Genomic DNA, 22,450 nt, shown 5'->3' with positions numbered 1-22,450 from the left:
CGACACGCCACCCCGCTACGGCGGCGGGTACCGCCACCACGGCATCGGCTTCGCGTCGGGCGAGACGGACTCCTTGACCAGCGGGCCCCGCAGCCCGCCGACCGCGGCCATTGCCCCCGGCTGCAGGCCAACGTCCGGATTGCGGTTGCGCAGGACGGTCGGCTCGAAATCGTGCGCGAAGTACATGCCGTGTTCGAACAGCGTGCCGCCCCAGGCGACGTTCTCCTTCCCCGGCGGGCGTTCGACCTCGATCGACACCCACAGGGTCAACTTCGCGCCGTCCTTCACCGGCAGCGGCTCGGCGCGCCGGTTGGTGAACAGGTCCGCGAACTGCCACTCGCTGGGGTTGAGTTCCGCCGCCCACGGAGTGCCCGGGCCCGAGTCGGTGGTCACCGCGAGGGTCAGGTCCTGCCCAGGGATGGTCGGGTCGATGAGCGGGCCCCCGACCTGCGGCGTCCAGCCGAGGCCCTTGAACTGGTCGCCGCCCACCAGCGGCGGGACCCGCGACGACGTCGCCGAGACCGCGCCCCAGCGCCAGTGCAGGTGCAGGCAGTGGAACGCGCCGGGGGTCGACGGCAGCGACCCGTCCTCGGCTTTCGGGAAGTGGTGGTAGTTGTCCCAGGTCCGGGGCGCGGGTTTGGCCGACCGCCTGAGCCGGAGACCGGGCCCGAGGAACTCGTGGTGCAGAGGTTTCTCCGCCCCGGCGAAGACGTCCGCGAGCCCGGCGAGCCTCGGCACGGACGTACTGGTGTCCTGGAGGGGGCTCGGTGTGTCCTCGTGGTCGCGGAACACCCCCGCGAGGTCGCGCCGCTGGCTGGGGTCGGCCCCCCGGCTGAGCGCCGGCCCCGGGCTGAGGTCGAGCCCGAAGCGGAAGTCGGCCCGGAAGTAGGACGGTCCCGGCAACGGCTCCGGCCCGGGGGTCACCGTGAAGGTCAGCAACGGGAATAGGCGGGCGGCCCGCAGCACAGCGCCGGGCTCGTGCGGCGGGTCCTTCGAGAGCGGGCCGAACAGGAACGTCTGTCGGAGGCGCATCCGGTCGTTGCGCAGATTCGGGATCGCGGTGTCCGCCTCGAACTCCGCCGCGAGGCCACCGACGGTCGGGTAGATCCCGAATCCCCCCGGCGGATACGCCCCGGGCTTGAGGGGGAAGGCGGGAAGCTGCGCGGGCAGTTCCGCGCTGCCGGGGACGAAGGACCGGACCCTGGCCGGGCTGGTCCGCGGAGCTGTCCTGTCGTCGGGGGGTGGTGCCCCGACCCACACCCTTGTCAGTCGGATGTCGTCGGCGAGCCCGTAGCCCTGGTGGGTCACGTTCCGCAGCACGATCCCGCCGGGCCCGAGGTCGTGGGACATCTCCCAGCCGCTCGCCTGGTAGAACGTGCTCACGAGCACATCACCCGCAGCGCGGCCCTCTCGGTCACACTGTGGACGGTGTCGCGGACCCGCAGGGCGACGTCGTACACGCCCGGGCCGATCCGCGCCGTGCCGCCCGACCCGAGGTCGAGGAACTCCCCGGGCGCCGACGGGGACCAGGCGCGCCACGCGTAGGCGTACCGCCCCGATCCGCCGTACACGTCGGCGGTGAACCCCATGGCACCCTGCCCCGTCGTCGGCAGGATCCGTACCAGCATCGAATGGCCGCTCGCCGGGGCGAGTTCCGCCTCGTCGTCGTCGTAGCGGATCCAGAACGGACAGGTCGTGTCCCGCTCCGCGTCCTCGTCGCCGCTGACGTAGATCAGCTTCATCTTCTCCTCCTCGGGTACTTCCGCGGCGGGGTCGTCGTCCTTCGGCGGCACGATCCGGGCGACGGGTTCGTCTCCGGTGAGGACGCGACACGTCGAGGCGAGGGCCTGGACGGTTCCGCCGGCGTCGACCCAGACGTCGACGCTCTCGCCCAGCACCGGCACCGGGGCCTCGGTGCTGCCAGGGCGCAGCAGGCGGGCGAACCGGCACACCGTCCGGGCGCCGTTCCCGGGAGCGGAGGCGCCGAACGACAGGGTGTCGACCAGCCGCAGGTCCCCCGGCAGCAGCTGGTCGAGCCCCGCGCCGCGCAGTCTCGCGGACCCGGCGATCCGGCGCCGGGCTCCCTCGAGGAAGCCCAGCGCCAGTTCCCTGGCCTGCGGCCCCGGCAGCGGCCGCGTGCCGCCGGAGCGCCGTCCCGTGTCGAACCACAGGGCCCCGCTGGCCGGGTGGACCTGGAGCTGGCGGTCCTGCGTGCCGGGGAACAGCGCGGCCCGGATCTCGTCGGTCTGCCCGACCACTGCCGCCGGGTCGCCGAGCCGATAGATCCGGATCGAGGACTTCGGGGGTACGGCGGGGCGGGGCACCGCCGGCCCGGTGACCGGCGGGATGGTGGGCAGGGGGATCGGGCTCCCCTCAGCGAGGCTCATGTCCCCGCCTCAGAGCTGCTGGCCGGTCTTGGGGTCGTAGGTGACCTCGACCGCGACGATCTGGTCGGTGGGCAGCACCTCGACCCACTGGTCGAAGATCTGGTGCGGCTCGGCCGGGCGGAATCCGCCCTCCAGGGGGTCGAAGCCGGTCTCGAACACCCGCTCCGTGGCGAGAGTGTTGCGGATGTCGGAGTTGGTCGCCTGGAGTTCGGTGACGAGCTTGTCCAGCACGTAGCCGATCTTCTTGCCCCGCCAGTCCTCCGGGTCGCCCGGCTGCCACGCGTAGTCCTTGTCGAAGGCGGCCTCGCCCTCCACGTGGACGTCCCGCAGCCACTGGAAGGCCTCGACCTCGTGGCCGGGCCGGATCGGCAGGACGACCTTCACCCAGGCGGCGTTGAGGAACTCGTTGCGCCGCTCGTCGCCGTCGGCCTGGATCAGCCAGCCGAGGGAACTGCCCATCGGCGCCGGCAGGGTGTCCTCGGTGATGAGGTAGTCCACCCGCCACTCCCGGGGCTGCTCGACCGGCGGGGTCGGCGGGTCCGTCGGGGCCGGCTGCGGCACGGTGACCGCGTCCGGCGGGTACTCGGAGCTGGTGTGCGAGTACCAGCTGACCACCGTCTCGCCCTCGATCGGGTCCTTGGACAGGTTCGTCCAGGAGTGCTCCGGCACCGGATACCGGCCGAGGGAGTCCTTCCCCGCGACCGTGGTGACGTTGTCCGGCCGCCAGAAGTCGGGGTTCACGAAGTACAGCATCCGGTCGATGTCGAACATCTGCCGGATCAGCTCCGAGCCCAGGTGCGGATCGGAGACGTTGCGCAGCTTGGTGACCAGGTCGGCGAACACCACCTGGCGCTCCTCCTTGCGGAGTTCCTCCGAGGGGCGCGCCCGGACCTTGCTCAGCAGGCTCAGCCGGTCGCGGACCGCGTCGGCGTACGTCTTGCGTTGCAGGAGCGCGACCTGCTGGTGGTACTCGACCATCGCCGCGTCGAACGCCTCCTGGCCGGGGTTCTTCGCCGGCGGGTCCCACGTCAGCGAGATCGTCAGCGCGATCGTGCCTCCGCCGCCGGAGTTGAGCTCGTCGACCAGGACCTTGAAGACGCCGGCGGCGGCGTTCACCACGGTGAACTCGTGCACGATGAAGTTCGCGTCGCCGCCGCCCTGGGTGTGCGCGGTGACGACGATCATGTCGTTGCGCAGCACGTAGTCCGGGCCGGGCGGGACGACGTGGAACGTGCAGTCCGCGCGGATGTACTCGTCCTCCTCGCCGTCGTCGCGGTGCATCCGGTCCTGGTCGGGAAAGCGGATCCACGTCTTGTCCAGGTGCGGGGCGTTCTTGCTGCTCGGGTGCTGCCGGATCGGGAACACGCCCGAGTAGGTGGTGCGCTCGATCTTCAGCGGCGCGAGCGGCTCCGGCTTGCGGATCGACGTCAGGTCGGGCGCGGGGACGACGTGCACCAGCTCGCCGAGGCCGAGCTTGCGGCCGGGCGCCGGCACCGTCGCCGCCCCGCCTCCGCCGGCCCCGAGGAACACCTGCCAGCTGAGCTGCGTGCCCAGGTGCTGGACCTGGACGCCGACCTTGCGCATCTTGCGGCGCAGCTCGTAGTTGAGCAGCTTCTGGGTGGTGTTCTGCACGACGTACCGTCGGCTCGACGTGTCCGTCGTCTCCGTGACGGTCTTGAAGGTCGTCTTGAAGTTCCGGGTGATCTCACTGCTGACCTTGGAGCTCTGCGTCCGGGTGTGCTTGTGCGTCTGCTCCGAGGACTTGCCGGTGGCGTTGTGCGCGCTGTAGGTCGCGCTCGCGTCGCCGTGGTAGATGCCGGCGAAGCTCGCGCCCGCACTGGCGCTCGCGCCCAGCGTGGTGTCGTTGGCGTTGCTCTCCTTCACCGCGTCGGCGACGTCGGTCTGCTCCGTCAGGCTCTCCTCGACCCGGCGGACGGTCTGCTCGGACTGCTCGGCGGACTTCTCCACCAGCGACCGGCGCGAGGTGGTCTCGATGACCTCGACGGTGCCGCCCGGGCTGATCCACAGGTGTCCGGCGGGCGCGCCGAGGAATGTGTCGAACTCGAAGAAGTACTCGCGGAACAGGTTCACCAGGCCGACCGGCGACAGGATGCCCTCCAGCTGGCCCTGCTCGGCGAGCGCGGCGAACGCCGGGTGCTCCAACTCCCGCGCGGCGACCCCGCCGAACTGCTCGGCGGTCAGCCCCGCGCCCTCGGCGATCCGCTGCGCGCCCTGCCGGCCGATCCAGCCCGCGAGGGGCTGGTAGACGCCGAATATCTCACTGGCGTACGGCAGGGTGCCCGCGAACTCGGCGACCGGCCGGCCGGTGAAGACGCGCTGACTCGAGGCGGGCGCCGGCATCAGCTGGACATTGTTCACCTCGCCCGTTGGACTCTTCGCGAACGGCATCACCGTCCACGGCCTTCCGCTACCCCTGCCCACCAGGAACAACTCCCGGTCGGTCTGGTCGGCCGGCGCGACGAAGGTGATCGTCTGCGGGCCGAGTCCGTTGACGGCCCGGCCCACGTACTGGCGGCTGATGTTCGCGTCGGGTTCCAGGAACGCGCCGGCGAGCGCCGGCACGTCGGGGAACAGGCGCGGATCCTTGACGTCCACGTCGGCCGGCAGGGCCAACGCGATGCGCTGGCTGCCGAGCAGGTCCGACGGCGACGTCGGCTGCACGGCGTAGGTCCACACGTGGTACCGGGCGTTCGGCCCGCTGGCGGCCAGCGGGGTCCGTCCGGTGAAGGTGATGACAAGTGACATGGGATTTCCCTTTCCAGGAGTGGCGGACCGGCTCAGTCGCGGGCGAGGTGCGCGGCCGCGTCGTGCCGCACGGCGGTGGCCACCTCCGCGGCGGTCGGCGCGGCGGGCAGGTGCGGGGCGAGTGCCGCGGCGAGGGCGTTCACGTCGACGTCGCCGGTCGCCTGCGCGGCCCGGATGGCCGCGATGTCGGCGGCGAGGGCGTTGACCGTCGCCTCGATGCGTTGGAGCCGCGCGACCAGGGGGAACGGAGTGTTCGCCTGGTACGGGCTGGACTCCAGTGCCACGGCTCCCCACAGATCGGCGAGCATGACACCGGCGGCACGGTCGCCGACCACGGCGGGCTTGCCGAACGGGGCGTAGGACAGGTCGGACACGGAACCTCCAGCGTCGGGATCGGGCGGGATCGGGGTCGGCGTGCCGGCACGGGTGAGCACGCGCAGGTCGTCGAGGCTGCCGCGGTAGGCGGACACGTCGATGTCCTGTCCGGCGACCCGGCCGTGGCTCGAGAACTGGAGAATGGTCGCCGTGTCCCATCCGCCGTAGCCGGGCGTCCACCAGTCACCGGGCACCGACTCGTAGAGCCGCGAGCCGTATCCGGAGCCGTCGACATAGTGGGAATGCCACAGGTACGGCGTGAGCGCGGAGCCGTCGAACCCGCCGGTGTGGTCGTCCCACCACCAGGCTCCGGAGTAGATCAGCACCGGGTGGTCGCCGGTCGCGGCGTTCCACTCGGCCATGAACGCGGCCATCTCCGGCGGTCCGCCGTCCGCCTCGCAGTCGAGTTGGACGAGCCAGCCGTCGGGTCCGCCGTGGGCGCGGATCCGGTCGAGGAACCGCCGGGCCTGCGCGCCGCCGTCACCGGCCCGCAGATAGTGGTACGCGCCGGGAATGCCCCCGGCACCGATGATCTCGGGGATGTACGTGTCAAACCACGGGTCGGTGTAGTCGCCGCCCTCGGTGGCCTTGCAGACCACGGCGGCGTAGCCCTCGGCGACGATGCCGGCGGCGTTGATGTCCCCTTGCCAGTTGGAGATGTCGGCGATCCAGACGGTCACGATGCCTCCGAGCGAACGAGTGCGAGTTGCGCACAGCGTCGCGGGCACCGCTCAAAGTCCGCTCAAGGTTGTGGATGCGTCGATGGAAGGCCCTGAAGGGGCCTCTGCGCTAGAAGCCGGACGACTTCGACATGAAGTTCGAGACCTGGACCTCGCCGCCGCAGACCGTGAACGCGAAGGCGACCAGGTGGCTGACACTCGCGTCCGCCGGGGTGCGGAAGGCGTAGCCGTCGGCCTTGTCGCACGGCTTCGAACCGACCGGCACCTGGCTCCACTTCAGGAAGAACACCGCGTAGTCCCCGTGCGTCAGGTTCTGCGGCGTCGCTGCCGCGCCCAACTGGCCGAACGTCGACGGGATCTGGCCGACGGCCACGCCGCCCAGCGTCGCCTCCACCGTGCCGCCGCCCTGCGGCACCTTGCCGTACACGGAGACGAACGGGCGCCCGGTGAGGGTGCACGTGACGGCGGACGTGTTGTGCACGTCCATCTCCTGCACGAGCGTGCCGGCCGCCCCGGAGCTCTCCCCCACGATCACGTTGACCTGGTCGGTGGTGCAGCCCTTGACCGCGACCCCGGTGGGCGGCGCGACGGTCTTCGGCGCCGGGGCCGGAGCGGTCTTCGCCGCGGTCGCCGCCGCGGTCGCCGACGCGGTGCTCGACGGCGACGCACCCTGCGGCGCGGCCACCGGCGGGGTACTGCCCGACGCGCAGCCGCCGACCGCCAGCACGCCGACGGCGGCTAGGACGAGCACACACTTCCTGGTCGCCATGGTCGGCTCCTCGTCGATCCCGGTGCCTCGTCGCGCGGCACGCCGTAGCGGGACGGTACAGGCGCGCGGTGATCTTTTCCGGTGAACTGTCGGCCAGCTGACGAACGGGACGGGACGGGAACCGCCCGCGCACCCCACGTACCCGAAAAATGGTCTTTGATCTGCCCCGCCGGGATCGCGGCGCTAGATGCCGGCGTCCCGGGGCAGCCGGAAGACCGATCCCCCGAGCATGGGCAGGGCGCTGGCCAGCATCCCGACGGCGCACACCCACAGGGCGAAGCGTTCCCCGACGACCTGGATCAGAAAGCCGCCGAGCAACCCGCCCACAGGCATCATGCCCCACATCAGGAACCGCATGGCGGAGTTCATCCGCCCGAGCAGTTCGGGCGGGCAGACGGCCTGGCGATAGGTGATCTGCGCGACGTTCTGGATGGCGCTGCCGCCGATGTAGGCCGCGTAGCCGAGGGGATACAGCGCCACCAGCCAGCCACCGCCCACCAGCGGCATGAGCAGGAGCAGCGGGAACGTCACGGCGAACGGCAACCACAGCGTGCGGGCTATCCCGAGTCTGGAGACGACGCGATTGGCGAACACGCTCCCGACGACCCCGCCGACCGCGATGGCCCCGGTCACCACGCCGTAGGCCGCGGCTCCCAGGCCGAGTGTGTTCACCAGCAGCAACGGCTGGACGGTGAGCAGCGCGTACTCGAACAACAGGGCGATCATGCCGTGCAGCGCGACCCGCCGCAGAATCGGCTGACCGACGACGTACCGCAGCCCGGTGACGAGCTCACGGTGCAGCCGCGGCCGCGCACCGGTCCGTCGGACCTCCGGTTCCCGCGGCCGGATCCTGCCTAGCATCCCGGCGGAGACCAGGTGGCAGGCCGCGTTGAACGCCACCGCGCCCGCGGCCGTGATCCACTGGACCAGGGCCCCCGCCGCGGGCGAGCCGACCAGCAGACTCCCGTTCCCCGCCACCTCCAGCTTGCTGAAGCCGGCCAGCAGGCGGTCCTTTCCCAGCAGGTACGTGACGTAGCTCTGCTGCGCCACGTCGAAGAAGACATTGCCGACACCGGTCACCAGGGCGACCACGTACAGCTGCTCGAGGCTGAGCGCTCCGAACGCCACGGTCACCGGCACCGACAGGAGCGCCAGCGCGCGGATCAGGTCGGCGGCCACCATCACCGGCCGTTGCCGCAGCCGGTCCACCCAGATCCCGGCCGGCAGCGCGACGACGAGGAAGGCGAGCGTGCTCGCCATCACCAGGAATCCCACCTGCTGGGCGGAGGCGTGCAGTACGAGCACCGCGATCAGCGGCAGCGCGACGAGGGTGACCTGGCCGCCGGTGCGGCTGATCGCGTCCGAGGCGAACAGCAGCCGGAAACCGCGATGGGAGCGGAGCAGGTCGTCGGCCGGCTGTTCGCGCTCCTGCGCGTGCACGGTCATGACGCGATCCGCGCCGGCTCGGGCAGTATGCCGCTCATCATGGCCCTCCAGGGTGACCTTCAATGGACTGACTCCGAGATGTCATCGACCGAACCGCACGCGGCGTGCGCCAGCCGTCGCACGATCTCGGCGAGGATCGCGGGGGTCGTGGCGAAGTTGAGTCTGAGGAATCCCGCGCCGGGCGGGCCGAACTCGACGCCGTCCATCACGGTCACCCGCGCGCGTTCGGCGAGGTCCGGTATCGGCGGGTGGTCGCGCAGGTCGAGCCAGCCCAGGTAGGTGCCCTCGGGTGGGGTGTAGCGGACCGTCGGCAGGTGCGAGCCGAGCAGTTCGGCCAGCAGATGACGGTTGTGGTCGAGTCGGGCGAGCACCGTGTCGAGCCACGGCCCACCCGACTGGTACGCGGCCGTGGCGGCCAGCACGCCCAAGGTGGCGGTGCCGTCGGTGTGCAGCCGGCCGAGGTGACTCCACCGTTTCCGATCGGTGTCGTTGCTGGTCAACAGCTGGGCGCACTTCAGCCCCGCCACGTTCCACGCCTTCGACGTCGACGTGGCCGTCACCGTGTGCTCCGCCGCCGCGTCGCAGGTGGTCGCGTACGGGACGTGGCGGTGCCCGCGATAGACGAGGGGCGCGTGGACCTCGTCGCTGAACACCCGACCACGGTGCCGCTCGACGACCTCCGCGACGGCCAGGAGTTCACCGGTCGCCATGACCGCGCCGACGGGGTTGTGGGGATTGCAGAGGACGAGCAGCCCCCCGCCCGCCGCGAAGGCACGGTCCAGCGCGTCCAGGTCGTAGGCGTAGCGGCCCCCGGACTCGACCATCTCGATCTGGAGGACGCGCCGACCGAGCAACCCGGGAACGGCCAGGAAGGGCGGGTACGCGGGCACCGGCACGATGACGGCGGAGTCGGGTCGGGAGAAGCACTCGATGGCCACGTGCAGGGCACGGATGACGTCCGGCAACGGCCGCACGTCCTCGGGCGACAGGTCCCATCCGTACCTGTCGTGATGCCAGGCGGCGCACGCCCCGGCCAGTCGCGCCGTCAGCTCAGGCGCCAGGTAGCCGACCTGACCGCGGTCCACCGCGTCGTGCAACGCCCGCGTGACCTCGGGAGCGGTCCCGAAGTCCATCTCGGCGACACACGCGGCCAGCATCCCCGGGCCGGCCATGGCCCACTTGAGCCCACCGCGCTCGCGCAGCGCGTCGACCGTGACGGCATCGGAACCTCTCCACACCGGCTACGTCACCTACTCCGTCAACACGTGTTTTTTGGCCGCCATGCTCGCTTCCCAGTTCTGACCGTCGAATTCCACGAACTCGATGTGCTCCGCGGCGGCGAGGTCGAGGCATCGCGCGTTGACACTGAAGTAGCCGGTGGGATGCGACCGGGGACGGTAGAACGGCAGCACGCCGCAGACCGAGCAGAAGGTGTGGTCGGCGATGCAGTTGCCGAACCGGTACGGCTTGAGGAACTGCTGGCCCTGAATCAGTTTGAACCGCTCCTCCGGGACCATCAGTTCCTGATGACCGTGCCGGTAACAGATCCCGCAATTGCACAGTGTGATGGTCAGGTTTCGGCTGGCCGCCGCGGAGAACACCACCCCGCCGCAGTGACAGCTGCCGTCGTACCACACGCGCTCGATGGTCTCCTCGTGCGTCATCGTGTGCTCCGATCAGTTCACGAGTGCGAGGGCCGCGGGCATGCCGAACGACATGGGCAGCGTCCGGTGCGGGGCGACCGAGTCGTACCGGAACGAGACGTGCCCCTTCTCCGTCGGCTTCCTGGTGAAGAAGATGAGCATGTCCCGCAGCGCCGACTCCGTGTCGTCGATCTGGTAGACCGGCGAGACACTGTGCTTGTACTCGTGATCGACGACCAGCAGGGTGTCCAGGAAGTCGCGGTGCCCCACCCGACCCCTGACCAACGCGGGATCCGTCTCGTTCCACCGAATGCCGTTGACCTCCCTCATGTCGTGCAGGAAGGTCTCCGCGCTGTCGGCGGTCATGTTCCGTGCGGACAAGAACGTGGTCATCGTGTGGTCCACCCCGTCGGAGTGCACGCCCTCCAGCGCGGGCTCGCCCAGCAGGCCGGCGGTCGTGACGGTCCGCAGGTTGAACAGGGTGCAGATCCACTCGGCGCGTCCGTAGTCCAGCCGGGGCCGGCGCGCGATGTCGACACCGTGGATGACCAGGAACTTGAAGACGAGCATCGCCTGCAGCGCCGTGTTCAGCTGCAGGTCGTCCTGCACCTCGTCGAATCCGCGCAACGTCTCCGAGTCGTGCCGGACGAAGTCCTCCTCGCGGGAGAGAACGAAGGGCTGCGTCTCCAGCCGGTATCCCCGTCGCGTCCGCGGGTCCAGGCAGATCCGCCCGTTCCTGCTCTTGCGGAACGGCAGCGTCGGGTCCGACTCCAACTGGTCGCTCACCAGCTTCAGCCGCTCGAAGTCCTCGTCCGTCGCGCCGAGCGAACTCAGCAGCGAGACCATGCTCGCCCCGTCGACGAACGCCCATCGGGTCCGGATGTACTCGGACCTGACATCCATGACCGTGGACATGGCGGATTCGTATTTCACGGCCTTCACCACTCCCTACACATGACCCGACGGTAAGCGATCTGTAAGTCGGACATCATGGTAGGAGCGGCCGCGGGCCGTCGCTTCTTCAGAAATGCCATCACGGAGCGTCATGAGAGCCAGTACCCGGCGATGAGAGCACGGTGGGAGAAGACATTTCCCGGACGGCACGGAACGGTGGACACCACGCCACACCGAGAGGACGACCGTTGCCAAAGTTGATGTTCGCCAATTCGACCAGCCGTGTGATGGCGGCCCGGCCGGATGACGTCCCCGACGACGCGAAGGACTCCTACCGCTTCCTCGCCAACCGGATGCTGTGGTCGATGAACGACGGCGACATAGCGATCCTGCCCGGCAGGGTCAGTGACGCGTGGCTGTCGTACGTCGCCGACCTGCTCGGCCTCGCGTCACCCCCCACTGTGCTCTCCCTGCGCGACCACCCCGGCGATGGCTGGTATCCCGGCGCGCGACCCGAGCTCGCCGAGGTCCTGCGCGGCCTCATGTCCGGCGGCGACAGTGCCGCGGACCCGTGGCGTCTGGAGTCCTACATCCACGACCGGGACATCGCCGGCTGGGAGCGCCTGCTCGGCATCGGCGCGGAGGAGTCCGTACGTTTCGCACAGGGCACCGCGGAACTCGTCAACTCCAAGTCGGTCTTCCGGTCGATGGCCACGGCCTTCGGAATCCCCGTCCCGGAGGGGCGCGTGGTGGACCGCGGACCTGAGCTCGTCGACGGCGTGTCCGAACTGCTCGCCCGCACCGGCGCCGTCATCGTCAAACAGGACGTGAACGCTGGCGGAGACGGCAACATCCTGCTGACCACGGTCGAGGGTGGCAAGGAGGCCGGCGCCCACTACGTGGTTCACCTGACGGCGACAGATCGCGCGACGGTCACGTCGGCGCTGCGGCCGTTCGGTCTCACGGAGGTGCCCGACCTACCGGCCGGCGCCAGTCCCGCGCGCAACGTCATCGAGGTCTACCACGAGTCGGTCCGCGAACTGTCCGCTGACATGTCCGTGCCGCGGGTCGGTGCGCCGACGCTGATGAGCTACAGCGACCTGCGCATGGCCGAGACGTGGAAGGGCAGCGTCTACCCGCCACAGAACCTCACACCCCGGCTGCACGCGCATCTGGGCGCGTACATGCAGCAGGTCGCCATCGCCGCCCAGCAACTCGGCTACCACGGGCCGATGAACATCGACGCGATCGTCACCGCGTCGGGCGAACTGCTGTTCAACGAGTTCAACGGGCGGGTCGGCGGCACGACCGGCATCGACACCATCGGACGACGGCTGCTGGGCCAGGACTACCTCGACCACCACGTCCTCGCCTCGCGGATCGCCGTGCCCGCGCCCGGGTCCGCCATCCTCACGAAGGCCCTGAAGGAGCAGGGGCTGCTGTTCACGCCGGGATCGGACCATGGCGTGATCATCTACAACGACACCACCGAGGAGACGGGCACTGTCGAGTATGTGGTGGTCGGCCGCGGCTGGGAGGAGACGTCCCAGCGCGAGGAGCAGCTGGGCAGAGTGCTGAACGAGCTCTGAGCGACCCGATGACGGCGTCCGAGGACCGGGCCGCACGGGGCGTGGGTGTGACGGGGTTGGGTCAGCCAGGGGCGAGGAGGCAGAACTCGTTGCCCTCCGGGTCGGCGAGGACCCGCCACGAGACCGCACTGTCACCCAGGTCGACGGCGGTGGCACCGAGAGCCCGCAGCCTCGCCGCCTCGACCTCCACGTCATCACCCGGGTACGGGCGGACGTCGAGGTGGACCCGGTTCCACACGGTCTTCGGCTCGGGCGTGCGAACGAACTCCAGGTACGGGCCGACTCCCGCGGCGGAGCGCAGTGTCGCGCCGTGGTCGGTCACCTCGCCCACGGTCCAGTCCATGGCCTGACCCCAGAAGCTGGCCATGGCGCGCGGATCCACGCAGTCGACCACCACCGCCGCGATAGGGCCGGTGTCCCGGTAGATCGCCCGGGGCTCCAGGACGCAGAACTCGTTGCCCTCCGGGTCGGCCATCACCGTCCATGGGACGTCGCCCTGTCCCACATCGGCGGGTGTCGCCCCGAGAGCGGTCAGGCGCGCGACCAGCTCCGCCTGATGGGCGGCCGAGGTGGTGGCGAGGTCGACGTGCACGCGGTTCTTCACCGTCTTGGGTTCCGGGGAGACGATGAGGTCGATGCAGACGGCGACGGGGTCGGGGTAGACGAAACCCTCGGGTTCGAGGTTCGTCACGCCGGGTCCCTCGCTGGAGATCCCCCAGCCGAGCGCCGCCGCCCAGAAGCCGCCCAGAGCCGAGTCGTCCCGAGCCTTCATGTTGATCTGCACCAGCCGCGTCGCCATGCCAGCGATCCTAGATGATCACTGGGGCGAGGCGGCACCCCGAAGCCAGTCAAGCTGACGGCCGCTCCAGAACTGCCAGAAGGTGCCGGGCCTGACCAGCCGGCCATCATCTCGACCGCGCGGAAATTCAGACCCTGGCAGTTTCAACGCCGACTCTGGAACTACGGACTTCACTTCCCCGTATCGAGTCCACCCACGATTTGTTGTGACGCATGTCACTGCGACTGAGACTGTGTTGCCCAGTTTTGTAGGGCTAATGGGCCTTGCGGACAGCTGGACGCTGTCACATGATGACGCGTACCTCACATGGGGTGCCACATTCACGGGGTGATGAAAATGAGGCCAACCAAAGATCCGCCATCCGAAGCGTCGGCAGTCGTCGCGATAGCGCCCGCTTCGTAGCTTAGTTCGCCAACCAAAGGCCCGTGTCGTACACGGGCCTCTCGGGTATGCAATTTCACCTCCGAACGGGCGTCCGGTCCTCTGTGTGCGAACTATCGAGGCACACGGTCAACCGGCCATTTCCCACGTCCACATGATGACGAGAGGTCAGTTCCATGACCATTTCACCGGACGAACTCCCCCTGAACGAATACATGACGGAGAGAGCAAAGACCTACGGATTCGAACGACCTCATCGCGTGGTCGCGAACCGATGGCGGTCTGAGCTTCTGAGGCGCTACTCGGATTCCGACTCCCTAGCGCTCGACGTCGGGTGCGCCAACGGGCTGTACGCGATTCAGGCGGCCCCTCACTATCGACATGTGACGGGCGTGGACCTCAACGACGAGGTACTGCAGTCAGGGCGCGACCGCCTCGCCGAGCTCGAGATCTCAAACGTCGAACTTCGTCAGGAGAACGCGAAAGCCCTGCCGTTCGGGGACAACTCCTTCGACATGGCTTACTCATTCGCCGTGCTGTCGGTAGTGCCGGAGGACCGGCCGATTCTCCAGGAGATCGCACGAGTCGTCCGCCCCGGCGGCCGAGTCGTGCTCGACATGGCGGGAAGCCAGCACCCGAGTTCCGAGTACTTCAAGGCGCTGTGGGCCGACCAGGGCGTTCCGTACAACGCGTACCGCTATCAAGAACTCAGGCAGCTCCTGGGACAGGTGGGCCTCGTCCCGGAGAGGGTCTACGGATTTGGCGTCATGGAGATCTGGCGATCCCTGCCCGTCATCTCCCGGCTGCAGGGCCTCGACGCGGTGATACATGCGTCCGCCCAACTGTACGACCTGGATTTCGCAGTTTCCAATCTTCCATGGATCAAGTCTTTCGCTCCGCGCTGGTACTTCGTGTGCCGCGCGAAGTAGGAAAGCACACAAATATTGAATAGACCGAGGAGGCGGGGGATGGCTCGGAGGACACCGGACACATTACGTGTCGTGATCGTGCAACAAGGCGTCTGGGACATGCCACTGGAATCTATGCCGTTGGCGGCGGGATACCTCAAGGCCGCGGCGCTGTCAGACGATGATATTGCTGCCGCAGCAAGCATCGACATCGCCAACTTTCGCGGCGGTCTCAGCATCGCCGACATGGCACTCGAACTGTTCCAGGACACGGTCCCGGATGTGATGGCGTTTTCAGTAATGGGTTGGAACGCCCGCGCGTTTGGCGAATTGGCGAAGGCTTTCAAACAGTTGAACCCGGAGGGGTGGGTGGTCTTCGGCGGCCCTCATGTCGCGCATCAGGCCCAGGACGTGCTACCGGCGTACCCTGGCGTCGACATCATCGTCAACGGCGAGGGTGAATGGGTCTTCCGCGACCTGCTCCGGGCCTGGATGGCTGGCGACCCGATGGACAATTTGTCCGAAATTGGAGGCATCAGTTTTCGCGGCACAGCTGGAATCGAGACGACTCCGGAACAGCCGCGGATCGAAGATCTGGATGAAATTCCTTCACCGATTCTGACCGGTGCCATACCTCTGACCGACGATGCCGGTCAGTTCAGGTACGACGTCGCGTTGATGGAAACCAACCGGGGCTGCCCGTACAAGTGCTCCTTCTGCTACTGGGGCGGCGCCGTCGGTCAGAAGGTTCGCTCATTTTCCATGGACCGTCTCCGCCAGGAGCTCGAAGTCCTGGGGCGCCTGCAGGTTCACACCGTCGTGTTGTGCGACGCGAATTTCGGGATGCTGGCGGCGGACCTGGAATTCGTTCAGTGCCTGATCGAGGTGCGGAGCAAGTACGGATATCCGCGCGCACTCGACACGTCGTGGGCGAAGAACAAGTCGGCGACCTTCTTCGAGATCGTCAAGCTCATGAAGAGCTCGGGGCTCGCGTCGTCGTTCACGCTCGCGCTGCAGACCCTCGACGACGGCGCGCTGGAGAGCATGAACAGGCGCAACATGAAGGTCAACGCCTGGGAGAGCCTTGTCCAGTGGCTCAACGCAGAGGGGCTCGACTGCTACGCCGAACTCATCTGGGGAGCTCCGGGCGAGACCGTGGAATCCTTTATGAAGGGATACGACCGTCTCGCCAGATGGGTGTCCCGCATCGCGGTGTACCCCATGCTCCTGCTGCCGAACACCGACTACGTGAACAAGCGGGACCTTTTCGGATTCAAAACTGTCCGCGGCACAACGGACGACTTCGAGTACCTCATCGCCAGCGACACCATGAGTGTCGCCGAGAACGCGGCGATGCAGCCGTTCCTGTTCTGGGCCCGAGTGTTGGGCGAGAACGCCGTCCTGCGGCATGTCTGGTTGCCCCTACTCGAGTTGGGCGACGTATCACAGTCGACTGTCGTCCTGAGTTTCGTGCGGTGGCTGGGAGTCACCAACTCCCCCGAGGCCGCACAACTGCGGGCGATGTCGGCGAAGGACGCCACCGAGAGTTTCGGCGCGGTGCTCACGATGATCTTCGCCACTGCCGGAGGTAGGTCACTGCTCGAATCCTGGTGGAGGGACGCGATAAGGCCGCTGCTGCCCGAAGAGCTCACGTGGGCGATCGACGAGGTCTTCCGTTACGACCTGTTGACCATGCCGTTATGCGGACCATTGCCAGAATTGACCGAACAGCCCCGCGCCACGGTGGTACGTGGACAGTGGCGGGATGGGCATCACTATATCCGCCCAGATGTCGACTTCAAACTCAACGTACCCGAGCTGTTGGCGTCGTTGCGGGATGGCGGAACAGACGAGGTAGTGCCCAGCCTGTGGTCGACTGACATCAGGTATCTCGTGGGGGCGGAGAACGTGGTGGGCTCGACGAACCACGAGACGTTCATGCACTACATGGGTCGTCCCGTGCCGCGGTCCGAGTGGCTGGCCATGGCCGATGGGACATGACCACCGGTCCCACCTTGACCAGCGCTATTTAGTAATCTGAGCACGCGGTGGGCCCGTCAGGGTAGATCCGCGTCGCAACTCGTATTTGAGCGCAGCCACGGTGGCCGTTCGGCCTCACCGGCCGCGCAGTCCTCGGAGGAAACATGTCTGTGAACAAGCCAAACCCGGTGCACGTCGCCGTCACCGGCGGAGCGGGGCAGGTGGGGTACGCCCTGCTGTTCCGTATCGCCTCGGGCCAGGTGTTCGGGCCGGACGTCCCCATCGTTCTTCGGCTGCTGGAGGTCACCCCGGCGCTGAAGGCGTTGGAGGGTGTGGCGATGGAGCTCAGTGACGGGGCGTTCCCGGCGCTGACAGATGTCGTCCTCACGGACAAACCGGCGGAGGCGTTCGACGGCGCGTCCTGGGCCCTTCTCCTGGGCGCCTCGCCCCGGAAGGACGGCATGGAGCGCGGCGACCTGCTCGCCGCGAACGGCGCCCTGTTCGGACCGCAGGGGCAGGCTATCGGTCAGCACGCCGCATCGGACATCCGCACTATCGTGGTCGGCAATCCGTGTAACACCAACGCCATGATCGCGGCGGCCAACGCCCCCGACGTGCCGGCCGACCGCTGGTTCGCGATGACGAGGTTGGACGAGAACCGCGCCAAGTCCCAGCTCGCCGCGAAGAGCGGTACCCCCGTCGGCGAGGTGAGCAACCTCGCCATCTGGGGGAACCACTCAGCGACGCAGTACCCGGACTTCGCCAACGCCCGGATCGGTGGCCGTCCAGTCCCGGAGGTGATCACCGACGACGCCTGGCTGAACGGTGAGTTCATCAGTTCGGTGCAGAAGCGCGGTGCAGCCATCATCGCCGCACGCGGCTTGTCGTCCGCCGCTTCGGCGGCCAACGCGGTCATCGACAACGTCCGCTCACTCAATGCCGGAACTCCGGCCGGGGACTGGACGTCCGTCGGCGTCCAGAGCCGCGGCGAGTACGGCGTGCCCGAAGGGCTCTTCTTCAGCTACCCGGTGGTGGCGAAGTCCGACGGCACGTGGACCGTCCAGGAAGGCCTCCAGCACGATGAGCGGGCAGCCGATCGGCTGCGCGTCACCATCGCCGAGCTGGAGGAGGAGCGTGCTGCGGTCCGTCATCTGCTCGGCTAGGTAATCGTGAGGTGCCTTCCGCGGTGGACACGCGTCGCGGAAGGCACCTCGACACAACACGGGGGAGATACACATTGTTAATCTGTGGCATAAAGGTGTCGCACGACGGCGGCATCGCGGTCATCGCCGACGGTCGGCTGTTGTTCTCCATCGAGATGGAGAAGTTGAAGAACGGCCGACGATACAGCGATCTCGGTGACTTAGCGGAAATCGCTGAGCTGTTGCGGGCCCAGGGCGTCGACCCGCGCGACATCGACCGGTTTGTGGTCGATGGCTGGCACACCGGGTCGCCGGAAGCGGGCTACCATGTCGCCACCCGGCGACACGGCGTCGAGTTCCTCCTCCCCACTGCCTCCTACATGCCCGACAGCACGCCCAGCGGAGTCCTGAGTGGTCTGGAGTTCGCTGGAGTTCCGGGGACCGCCCTCGCCGACGGCTACGTGAGCTACACCCACGCGAGCAACCACGCCCTGGGCGCGTACTGCACCAGCCCGTTCGCCCGCCGCCGAGAGGACGCGCTCGTTCTCGTCTGGGACGGTGGCATGCTGCCATGGCTCTTCGAGGTGGACGCCGCCCAGGGCACCGTGACCAGACGGTCCCCGGTCATGACGCTCGTGGGTAACACGTTCACCGGTTTCTGCTCCCAGCTCGAGCCATACGCCCGCGACCAGGCCACGATGACCGAGGCCGAATTCCTCCGCCAACAACTCGAGGTGCCGGGCAAGGCCATGGCCTACGCCGCCCTGGGCTCCGTAGACGCATCCGCCTTCGAGATCTTCGACGCGCTTCTCGGCGAGTTGGACGGCGTCAACGAAAAGGTCGCCTTCCACCTCGGCAGGCAGGCCGCCACTCGCCGCGATGAACTGTTTCCTGGCCTGTCCAGCGCAGACCTCATCGCGACGTTCCAGGCGTACCTGGGCCAGCGGCTGATCAGCGGGCTTGCCCAGTACCTGAACCGCACCGACCGCACGGCACCCAACCTGTGCCTGGCCGGCGGCTGCGCTCTCAATATCAAGTGGAACCGCGCGCTCGCAGACTCCGGGCTGTTCGCGGAGGTATGGATCCCGCCGTTCCCCAACGACTCCGGCGCCGCGCTGGGCACGGCATCCTGCGAAATGGTCCGGCAGGGTGATGGCCTGGCCCTCGACTGGAATGTCTACAGCGGCCCTGAGCTCGACCAGACTGGTCCAGCGCCAGGCTGGTCGGCCCGTCCGTGTGACGAGGCACAGCTCGCCCAACTGCTGGCCGCCGAGAACGAACCTGTGGTGGTTCTCCATGGACGGGCAGAGCTGGGACCCCGCGCGCTCGGCAACCGGAGCATCCTCTCCCCCGCCACCGATTTGTCGATGAAGGCCACGTTGAACAAGATCAAGGGGCGTGAACACTACCGGCCGGTCGCACCACTCTGCCTGCAGGAGCACGCGGCCACCGTGTTCCGGCCCGGTGGCACTGATCCGTACATGCTTTTCGAGCACGACATCCGAACCGAGTGGGCCGATCGGGTCCCGGCCGTCGCGCACCTGGACGGGTCCGCGCGCCTGCAGACAATCACCGCCGACACTCCGGGAACCGTCGCCGGGCGGATCCTGACCGAGTACCACCGGCTCACCGGGATTCCCGTTCTCTGCAATACCAGCGCGAACCTGGCCGGCAGCGGATTCCTTCCCGGCGTCGGCTCGGCCACGCGTTGGGGTGGTACCAAGTACGTCTGGTCCGGCGCTGTGCTCTACACCCAGGACGGAACTGTCTGACCCTCCAGACGCCGAGCGGTGGCGATCGAGTGGGGCAATGTGATGCCCACCCGACCGCCACCGCAGCTCTTTCTGTCTCTCCTACGCGGTGTCGAGCGTCGCCTTCCGCCTGCTCTCCCATTCCAGCCAACGGAGTGTCGACAGGCCCAGCGCGGCGTAGAGCGCACCAAGCGCGAATTCCCACAGCAGTTCCCGGCCCGCCGCCCCGAAAGAGCCGCCGGAGATGAGCCCGCGTGTGGCTCGGATGCCGTGCGTCATCGGCAGGGCGTTCGCCACGTTCCGCATCCAGTGCGGCAGAACGTCTGTTGGGACGTTGACGCCGGCGAAAACGAGCAGCAGGCCCATGATGATGTTCGACATGACCGCTGTCTCTCGCACGCGCAATGCGATCGCGGCCCCCAACAGGCCCAGGCCGGTGCAGGACATCGAACTCACGGCGATCGCCAGCGCGATGCCGCCCCAGGCTGCCGCTGGAATGTGAATCCGGAGCAGGGTGGCCCCTGCGGCGAGTGCGAATACCGCGACCAGGAAGCCATTTAGAATCACCGGGAGCGCGCGGCCCAGAAACAGCGGCACCCGCCTCGCCGGCGATACCATCACAAGCGGCAGTGTGCCCGACATGCGTTCGCCGCCGATGGCATTGCCCATCGCGAACAGACAGGGGACAGCCGCGTTGACCATCGCGTTGCCGACCAGAAAGAAGGAGTCGTCCTCGACGTTGGCGGCGCGGCCCACGTAGACGAAGAACAAGATCTGGAAGATCGGCGTGAGCATGAACGTGGGCACGAGGATCCACGGAGAGAGCCAGCCGAACAGAGCGCGGTAGCTGGTCAGCCCGCCGACGAAGAACAGACGAAGGCTACTCATCAGCTCAACGCCAATGTCGCGTTGGCGCGGGCCGAGCGCACCATCCAGCGGGCGACGATCGAGCCGAGCACCCCGTAGCCGATCGATATCAGCAAGCACATCACGAGGTCTCGGGCCGCGTCACGCCCTTCCGCCGCCGCGTGGATCCCGCTCATCCCCCAGGTGGGAGCCAGGACCCACGATATGGGCCGCACCCACGCCGGCAGCGCTGAAAGTGGCACGAGGAAGCCCGAGATCAGCCAGATAGGCATCTGCAGTGCCGCACCCAGTGCCCAGGCTGACCGATAGCGGACCGACGAGATCGCGATCAGCGCACCGAGCATCGCGATGGCCAGCACTGTCATTGCGACCGAGGAGAGGAACATCAACGGGCTCGCGATGTCGAGGTGGATTCCGAACACAAATCTCCCCCAGAGCAAGGTCGCAATCATGCTGTAAGCGCCGATCGTCGCCATTGATAGCGTGAGCGGGACCAGCAGCAGGGCAAACGGTCGGGGCGACAGCACCATCAACTCCAGCGTCCCCTGCCGCCGCTCCATCTGCAGGGCAAACGCCGCTGACGTGCTCACGGATGACCAGATACCCAGCGCGCTGGCCCCGACCGCAGCTGACAGCAACGCTTTACCCGCCGCGCCGCCCTGGGCGAACATCATGAAAATGGTCGTCGCGAAGAACAACGGGTAGATCAAGGACAGGAGGCCATCGAACGCTGACCGGCTGCGCATCTTCAGTTGCAGCCACCACGCGACTCCCAACAGGCGCAACATTCTCACGCGAGGCTCACCAGCTCCACGTAGGCGTCCTCCAGGGTCGGCTCGCGGGTGGCGAGTCGCCCAAAGCGGCTCCCCTCCAGGTGCCCCAGCATGGTGGAAGCGATCTCAGCGCCGGGCCGGGCATGAACCGTCAGGATCTGTGCCTGTCCCCTCACCTCGACGCTCACCGACTGCACGTCAGCATCTCGACGGAGCCCTTCGACCACTCCGTCCGGAAGTCCGTAGACGTCGACTTCGAACACGGTGCCGGTCGCCACCCGACGCTTCAGGTCGTCCGGTGTGCCCTCCGCGACGATGCTGCCGTTGGCGATAATGGCCAGGCGATCACAGAGTTCATCGGCTTCGAACATGTAGTGGGTGGTCAGCAGCACCGTAGTGCCCTCCTCGACGAGCCTCGTTACCGTCGCGCGCAGCTCGCGCGCTCCCACCGGGTCGATGCCGATGCTGGGCTCGTCGAGGAACAGCACCTCGGGTCGGTGCAGTAAGCCGCGGGCGATGTGCAGCCGCTGCCGCATGCCACGGGAATAGCCTTCAACCCGCTGCCTGGCTCGATCCGACAGCCCCACCAACTCCAGCAGCTCCGCTATGCGTCGTCTACTCTCCCGCGACGGCACTCCGTAGAGTTCGGCGAAATACCGGAGGTTGTCCAGACCAGACAGTCGCTCGTAGAGGCCTCGGTCGCCGCCGAACACATAGCCGACCCTGCGACGCACCGCCTGGGGATCCTTGGCCACATCCTGCCCAAGCACCGTAGCCGAGCCGGAGGTGGGCAACAGCAGGGTGATCAGCATCTTGATCGTGGTCGTCTTGCCGGCACCATTCGGCCCGAGCAAGCCGAAGAGTTCACCCCGGGCCACGGTGAAACTAACGTCCTTTACCGCTTCGACTGTCCTACTTTCGCGCCGCAGAAGACCTTTGCTTGTCTTGTATGTTCGCCCAAGACCGCGCGCTTCCACCACTGCTTCACTCACATGCACCCCCGCGGTTGTGATTGGCGGCGATATTCTCCACCACAACGCTGGGCGCCGCAAGACCCTACCGGGCACGGCCCGACGATCCACGCCATAGACACCAAGTGATGCCAGCGGGCCCGCTTAAGGGCATCCAGCCGGCGCGCCACTTCGCCGCGGGCGACGGTGCGACGAGGTCCAGGCAGGCGTGCACACGGGGTTGCGGGACCGTTCGACCTATGTTCAACTACGTGCCGGCCAACCGAGACGCACACGGGGGATCTCAATGGTTGACGTTTCGCTTCATGCTGCCTGGAAGTCTTCGTACG

General features: G+C 67.8%; 18 protein-coding genes. 5 read left to right on the top strand and 13 right to left on the bottom strand.

Annotated elements, in window-relative coordinates:
- Positions 1–15 precede the first annotated feature (15 nt).
- The 9 genes from IW245_RS02170 to IW245_RS02130 form a co-directional block, all read right to left on the bottom strand.
- Positions 16–1,383: a hypothetical protein gene (locus IW245_RS02170; RefSeq protein WP_197001512.1), complete on the bottom strand. Its 1,368-nt coding sequence runs from the start codon at positions 1,381–1,383 to the stop codon at positions 16–18.
- On the bottom strand, positions 1,380–2,387 hold the full coding sequence (locus IW245_RS02165) for a hypothetical protein (RefSeq protein ID WP_197001511.1): 1,008 nt from the start codon (positions 2,385–2,387) through the stop codon (positions 1,380–1,382). The genes IW245_RS02170 and IW245_RS02165 overlap by 4 nt, the downstream gene beginning before the upstream one ends.
- Positions 2,388–2,396: 9 nt before the next feature.
- On the bottom strand, positions 2,397–5,153 hold the full coding sequence (locus tag IW245_RS02160) for a hypothetical protein (RefSeq protein ID WP_197001510.1): 2,757 nt from the start codon (positions 5,151–5,153) through the stop codon (positions 2,397–2,399).
- 32 nt (positions 5,154–5,185) lie between these two features.
- Entirely contained in the window at positions 5,186–6,208 is a 1,023-nt protein-coding gene (locus IW245_RS02155) for a glycoside hydrolase family 25 protein (protein ID WP_197001509.1), read from the bottom strand.
- A gap of 109 nt (positions 6,209–6,317) precedes the next feature.
- Complete coding sequence (locus tag IW245_RS02150; protein ID WP_197001508.1) at positions 6,318–6,977, bottom strand: DUF4232 domain-containing protein; 660 nt, start codon at positions 6,975–6,977, stop codon at positions 6,318–6,320.
- Positions 6,978–7,160: 183 nt separating this feature from the next.
- The gene (locus IW245_RS02145) at positions 7,161–8,423 is read right to left on the bottom strand and encodes an MFS transporter (protein WP_197001507.1); all 1,263 of its coding nucleotides are present in this window, start codon (positions 8,421–8,423) and stop codon (positions 7,161–7,163) included.
- 59 nt (positions 8,424–8,482) lie between these two features.
- A complete protein-coding gene (locus tag IW245_RS02140; protein ID WP_233473199.1) occupies positions 8,483–9,661 on the bottom strand; it encodes a MalY/PatB family protein in 1,179 nt (392 codons plus the stop codon).
- 12 nt (positions 9,662–9,673) lie between these two features.
- Positions 9,674–10,087 carry a GFA family protein gene (locus tag IW245_RS02135; protein WP_197001506.1) on the bottom strand — a complete coding sequence of 138 codons (414 nt, stop codon included), beginning with the start codon at positions 10,085–10,087 and terminating at the stop codon, positions 9,674–9,676.
- A gap of 12 nt (positions 10,088–10,099) precedes the next feature.
- The gene (locus IW245_RS02130; protein WP_233473198.1) at positions 10,100–10,999 is read right to left on the bottom strand and encodes a 2OG-Fe dioxygenase family protein; all 900 of its coding nucleotides are present in this window, start codon (positions 10,997–10,999) and stop codon (positions 10,100–10,102) included.
- 209 nt (positions 11,000–11,208) lie between these two features.
- Here IW245_RS02130 and IW245_RS02125 point away from each other — a divergent pair, with 209 nt between their 5' ends.
- Entirely contained in the window at positions 11,209–12,549 is a 1,341-nt protein-coding gene (locus tag IW245_RS02125; RefSeq protein ID WP_197001505.1) for a preATP grasp domain-containing protein, read from the top strand.
- 61 nt (positions 12,550–12,610) lie between these two features.
- Here IW245_RS02125 and IW245_RS02120 read toward each other — a convergent pair whose 3' ends face one another.
- Positions 12,611–13,348 carry a VOC family protein gene (locus IW245_RS02120; RefSeq protein ID WP_197001504.1) on the bottom strand — a complete coding sequence of 246 codons (738 nt, stop codon included), beginning with the start codon at positions 13,346–13,348 and terminating at the stop codon, positions 12,611–12,613.
- Positions 13,349–13,905: 557 nt separating this feature from the next.
- Here IW245_RS02120 and IW245_RS02115 point away from each other — a divergent pair.
- From IW245_RS02115 to IW245_RS02100, 4 genes are all read left to right on the top strand, one after another.
- Complete coding sequence (locus IW245_RS02115; protein ID WP_197001503.1) at positions 13,906–14,658, top strand: class I SAM-dependent methyltransferase; 753 nt, start codon at positions 13,906–13,908, stop codon at positions 14,656–14,658.
- A 72-nt stretch (positions 14,659–14,730) separates the two neighbouring features.
- Positions 14,731–16,638 carry a KedN5 family methylcobalamin-dependent radical SAM C-methyltransferase gene (locus tag IW245_RS02110; protein WP_497938780.1) on the top strand — a complete coding sequence of 636 codons (1,908 nt, stop codon included), beginning with the start codon at positions 14,731–14,733 and terminating at the stop codon, positions 16,636–16,638.
- 149 nt (positions 16,639–16,787) lie between these two features.
- The gene (locus IW245_RS02105) at positions 16,788–17,780 is read left to right on the top strand and encodes a malate dehydrogenase (RefSeq protein WP_307788858.1); all 993 of its coding nucleotides are present in this window, start codon (positions 16,788–16,790) and stop codon (positions 17,778–17,780) included.
- A gap of 23 nt (positions 17,781–17,803) precedes the next feature.
- Positions 17,804–19,531 (top strand): carbamoyltransferase N-terminal domain-containing protein, encoded by a 1,728-nt coding sequence (locus IW245_RS02100; protein ID WP_267920134.1) that lies wholly within the window; start codon positions 17,804–17,806, stop codon positions 19,529–19,531.
- Positions 19,532–19,612: 81 nt separating this feature from the next.
- Here IW245_RS02100 and IW245_RS02095 read toward each other — a convergent pair whose 3' ends face one another.
- From IW245_RS02095 to IW245_RS02085, 3 genes are read right to left on the bottom strand one after another with little or no spacing between them, the layout of a single operon-like run.
- The gene (locus IW245_RS02095; RefSeq protein ID WP_197001499.1) at positions 19,613–20,398 is read right to left on the bottom strand and encodes an ABC transporter permease; all 786 of its coding nucleotides are present in this window, start codon (positions 20,396–20,398) and stop codon (positions 19,613–19,615) included.
- Positions 20,398–21,165, bottom strand: a complete 768-nt coding sequence (locus IW245_RS02090; RefSeq protein WP_197001498.1) for an ABC transporter permease — start codon at positions 21,163–21,165, stop codon at positions 20,398–20,400. The genes IW245_RS02095 and IW245_RS02090 overlap by 1 nt, the downstream gene beginning before the upstream one ends.
- Before the next feature lie 2 nt (positions 21,166–21,167).
- Positions 21,168–22,142 (bottom strand): ABC transporter ATP-binding protein, encoded by a 975-nt coding sequence (locus IW245_RS02085; RefSeq protein ID WP_197001497.1) that lies wholly within the window; start codon positions 22,140–22,142, stop codon positions 21,168–21,170.
- Positions 22,143–22,450 lie beyond the last annotated feature (308 nt).

The organism is Longispora fulva (assembly GCF_015751905.1).
In the GTDB taxonomy this organism is placed as follows: Bacteria; Actinomycetota; Actinomycetes; order Mycobacteriales; family Micromonosporaceae; genus Longispora; species Longispora fulva.
This window is presented reverse-complemented; position numbering and strand designations above follow the sequence as displayed.

Coding starts and splice junctions, on each gene's coding strand:
- IW245_RS02160 (WP_197001510.1), bottom strand. CDS start 5,153: ATGTCACTTGTCATCACCTTCACCGGACGGACCCCGCTGGCCGCCAGC.
- IW245_RS02090 (WP_197001498.1), bottom strand. CDS start 21,165: ATGTTGCGCCTGTTGGGAGTCGCGTGGTGGCTGCAACTGAAGATGCGC.
- IW245_RS02150 (WP_197001508.1), bottom strand. CDS start 6,977: ATGGCGACCAGGAAGTGTGTGCTCGTCCTAGCCGCCGTCGGCGTGCTG.
- IW245_RS02165 (WP_197001511.1), bottom strand. CDS start 2,387: ATGAGCCTCGCTGAGGGGAGCCCGATCCCCCTGCCCACCATCCCGCCG.
- IW245_RS02120 (WP_197001504.1), bottom strand. CDS start 13,348: ATGGCGACGCGGCTGGTGCAGATCAACATGAAGGCTCGGGACGACTCG.
- IW245_RS02145 (WP_197001507.1), bottom strand. CDS start 8,423: ATGACCGTGCACGCGCAGGAGCGCGAACAGCCGGCCGACGACCTGCTC.
- IW245_RS02115 (WP_197001503.1), top strand. CDS start 13,906: ATGACCATTTCACCGGACGAACTCCCCCTGAACGAATACATGACGGAG.
- IW245_RS02095 (WP_197001499.1), bottom strand. CDS start 20,398: ATGAGTAGCCTTCGTCTGTTCTTCGTCGGCGGGCTGACCAGCTACCGC.
- IW245_RS02135 (WP_197001506.1), bottom strand. CDS start 10,087: ATGACGCACGAGGAGACCATCGAGCGCGTGTGGTACGACGGCAGCTGT.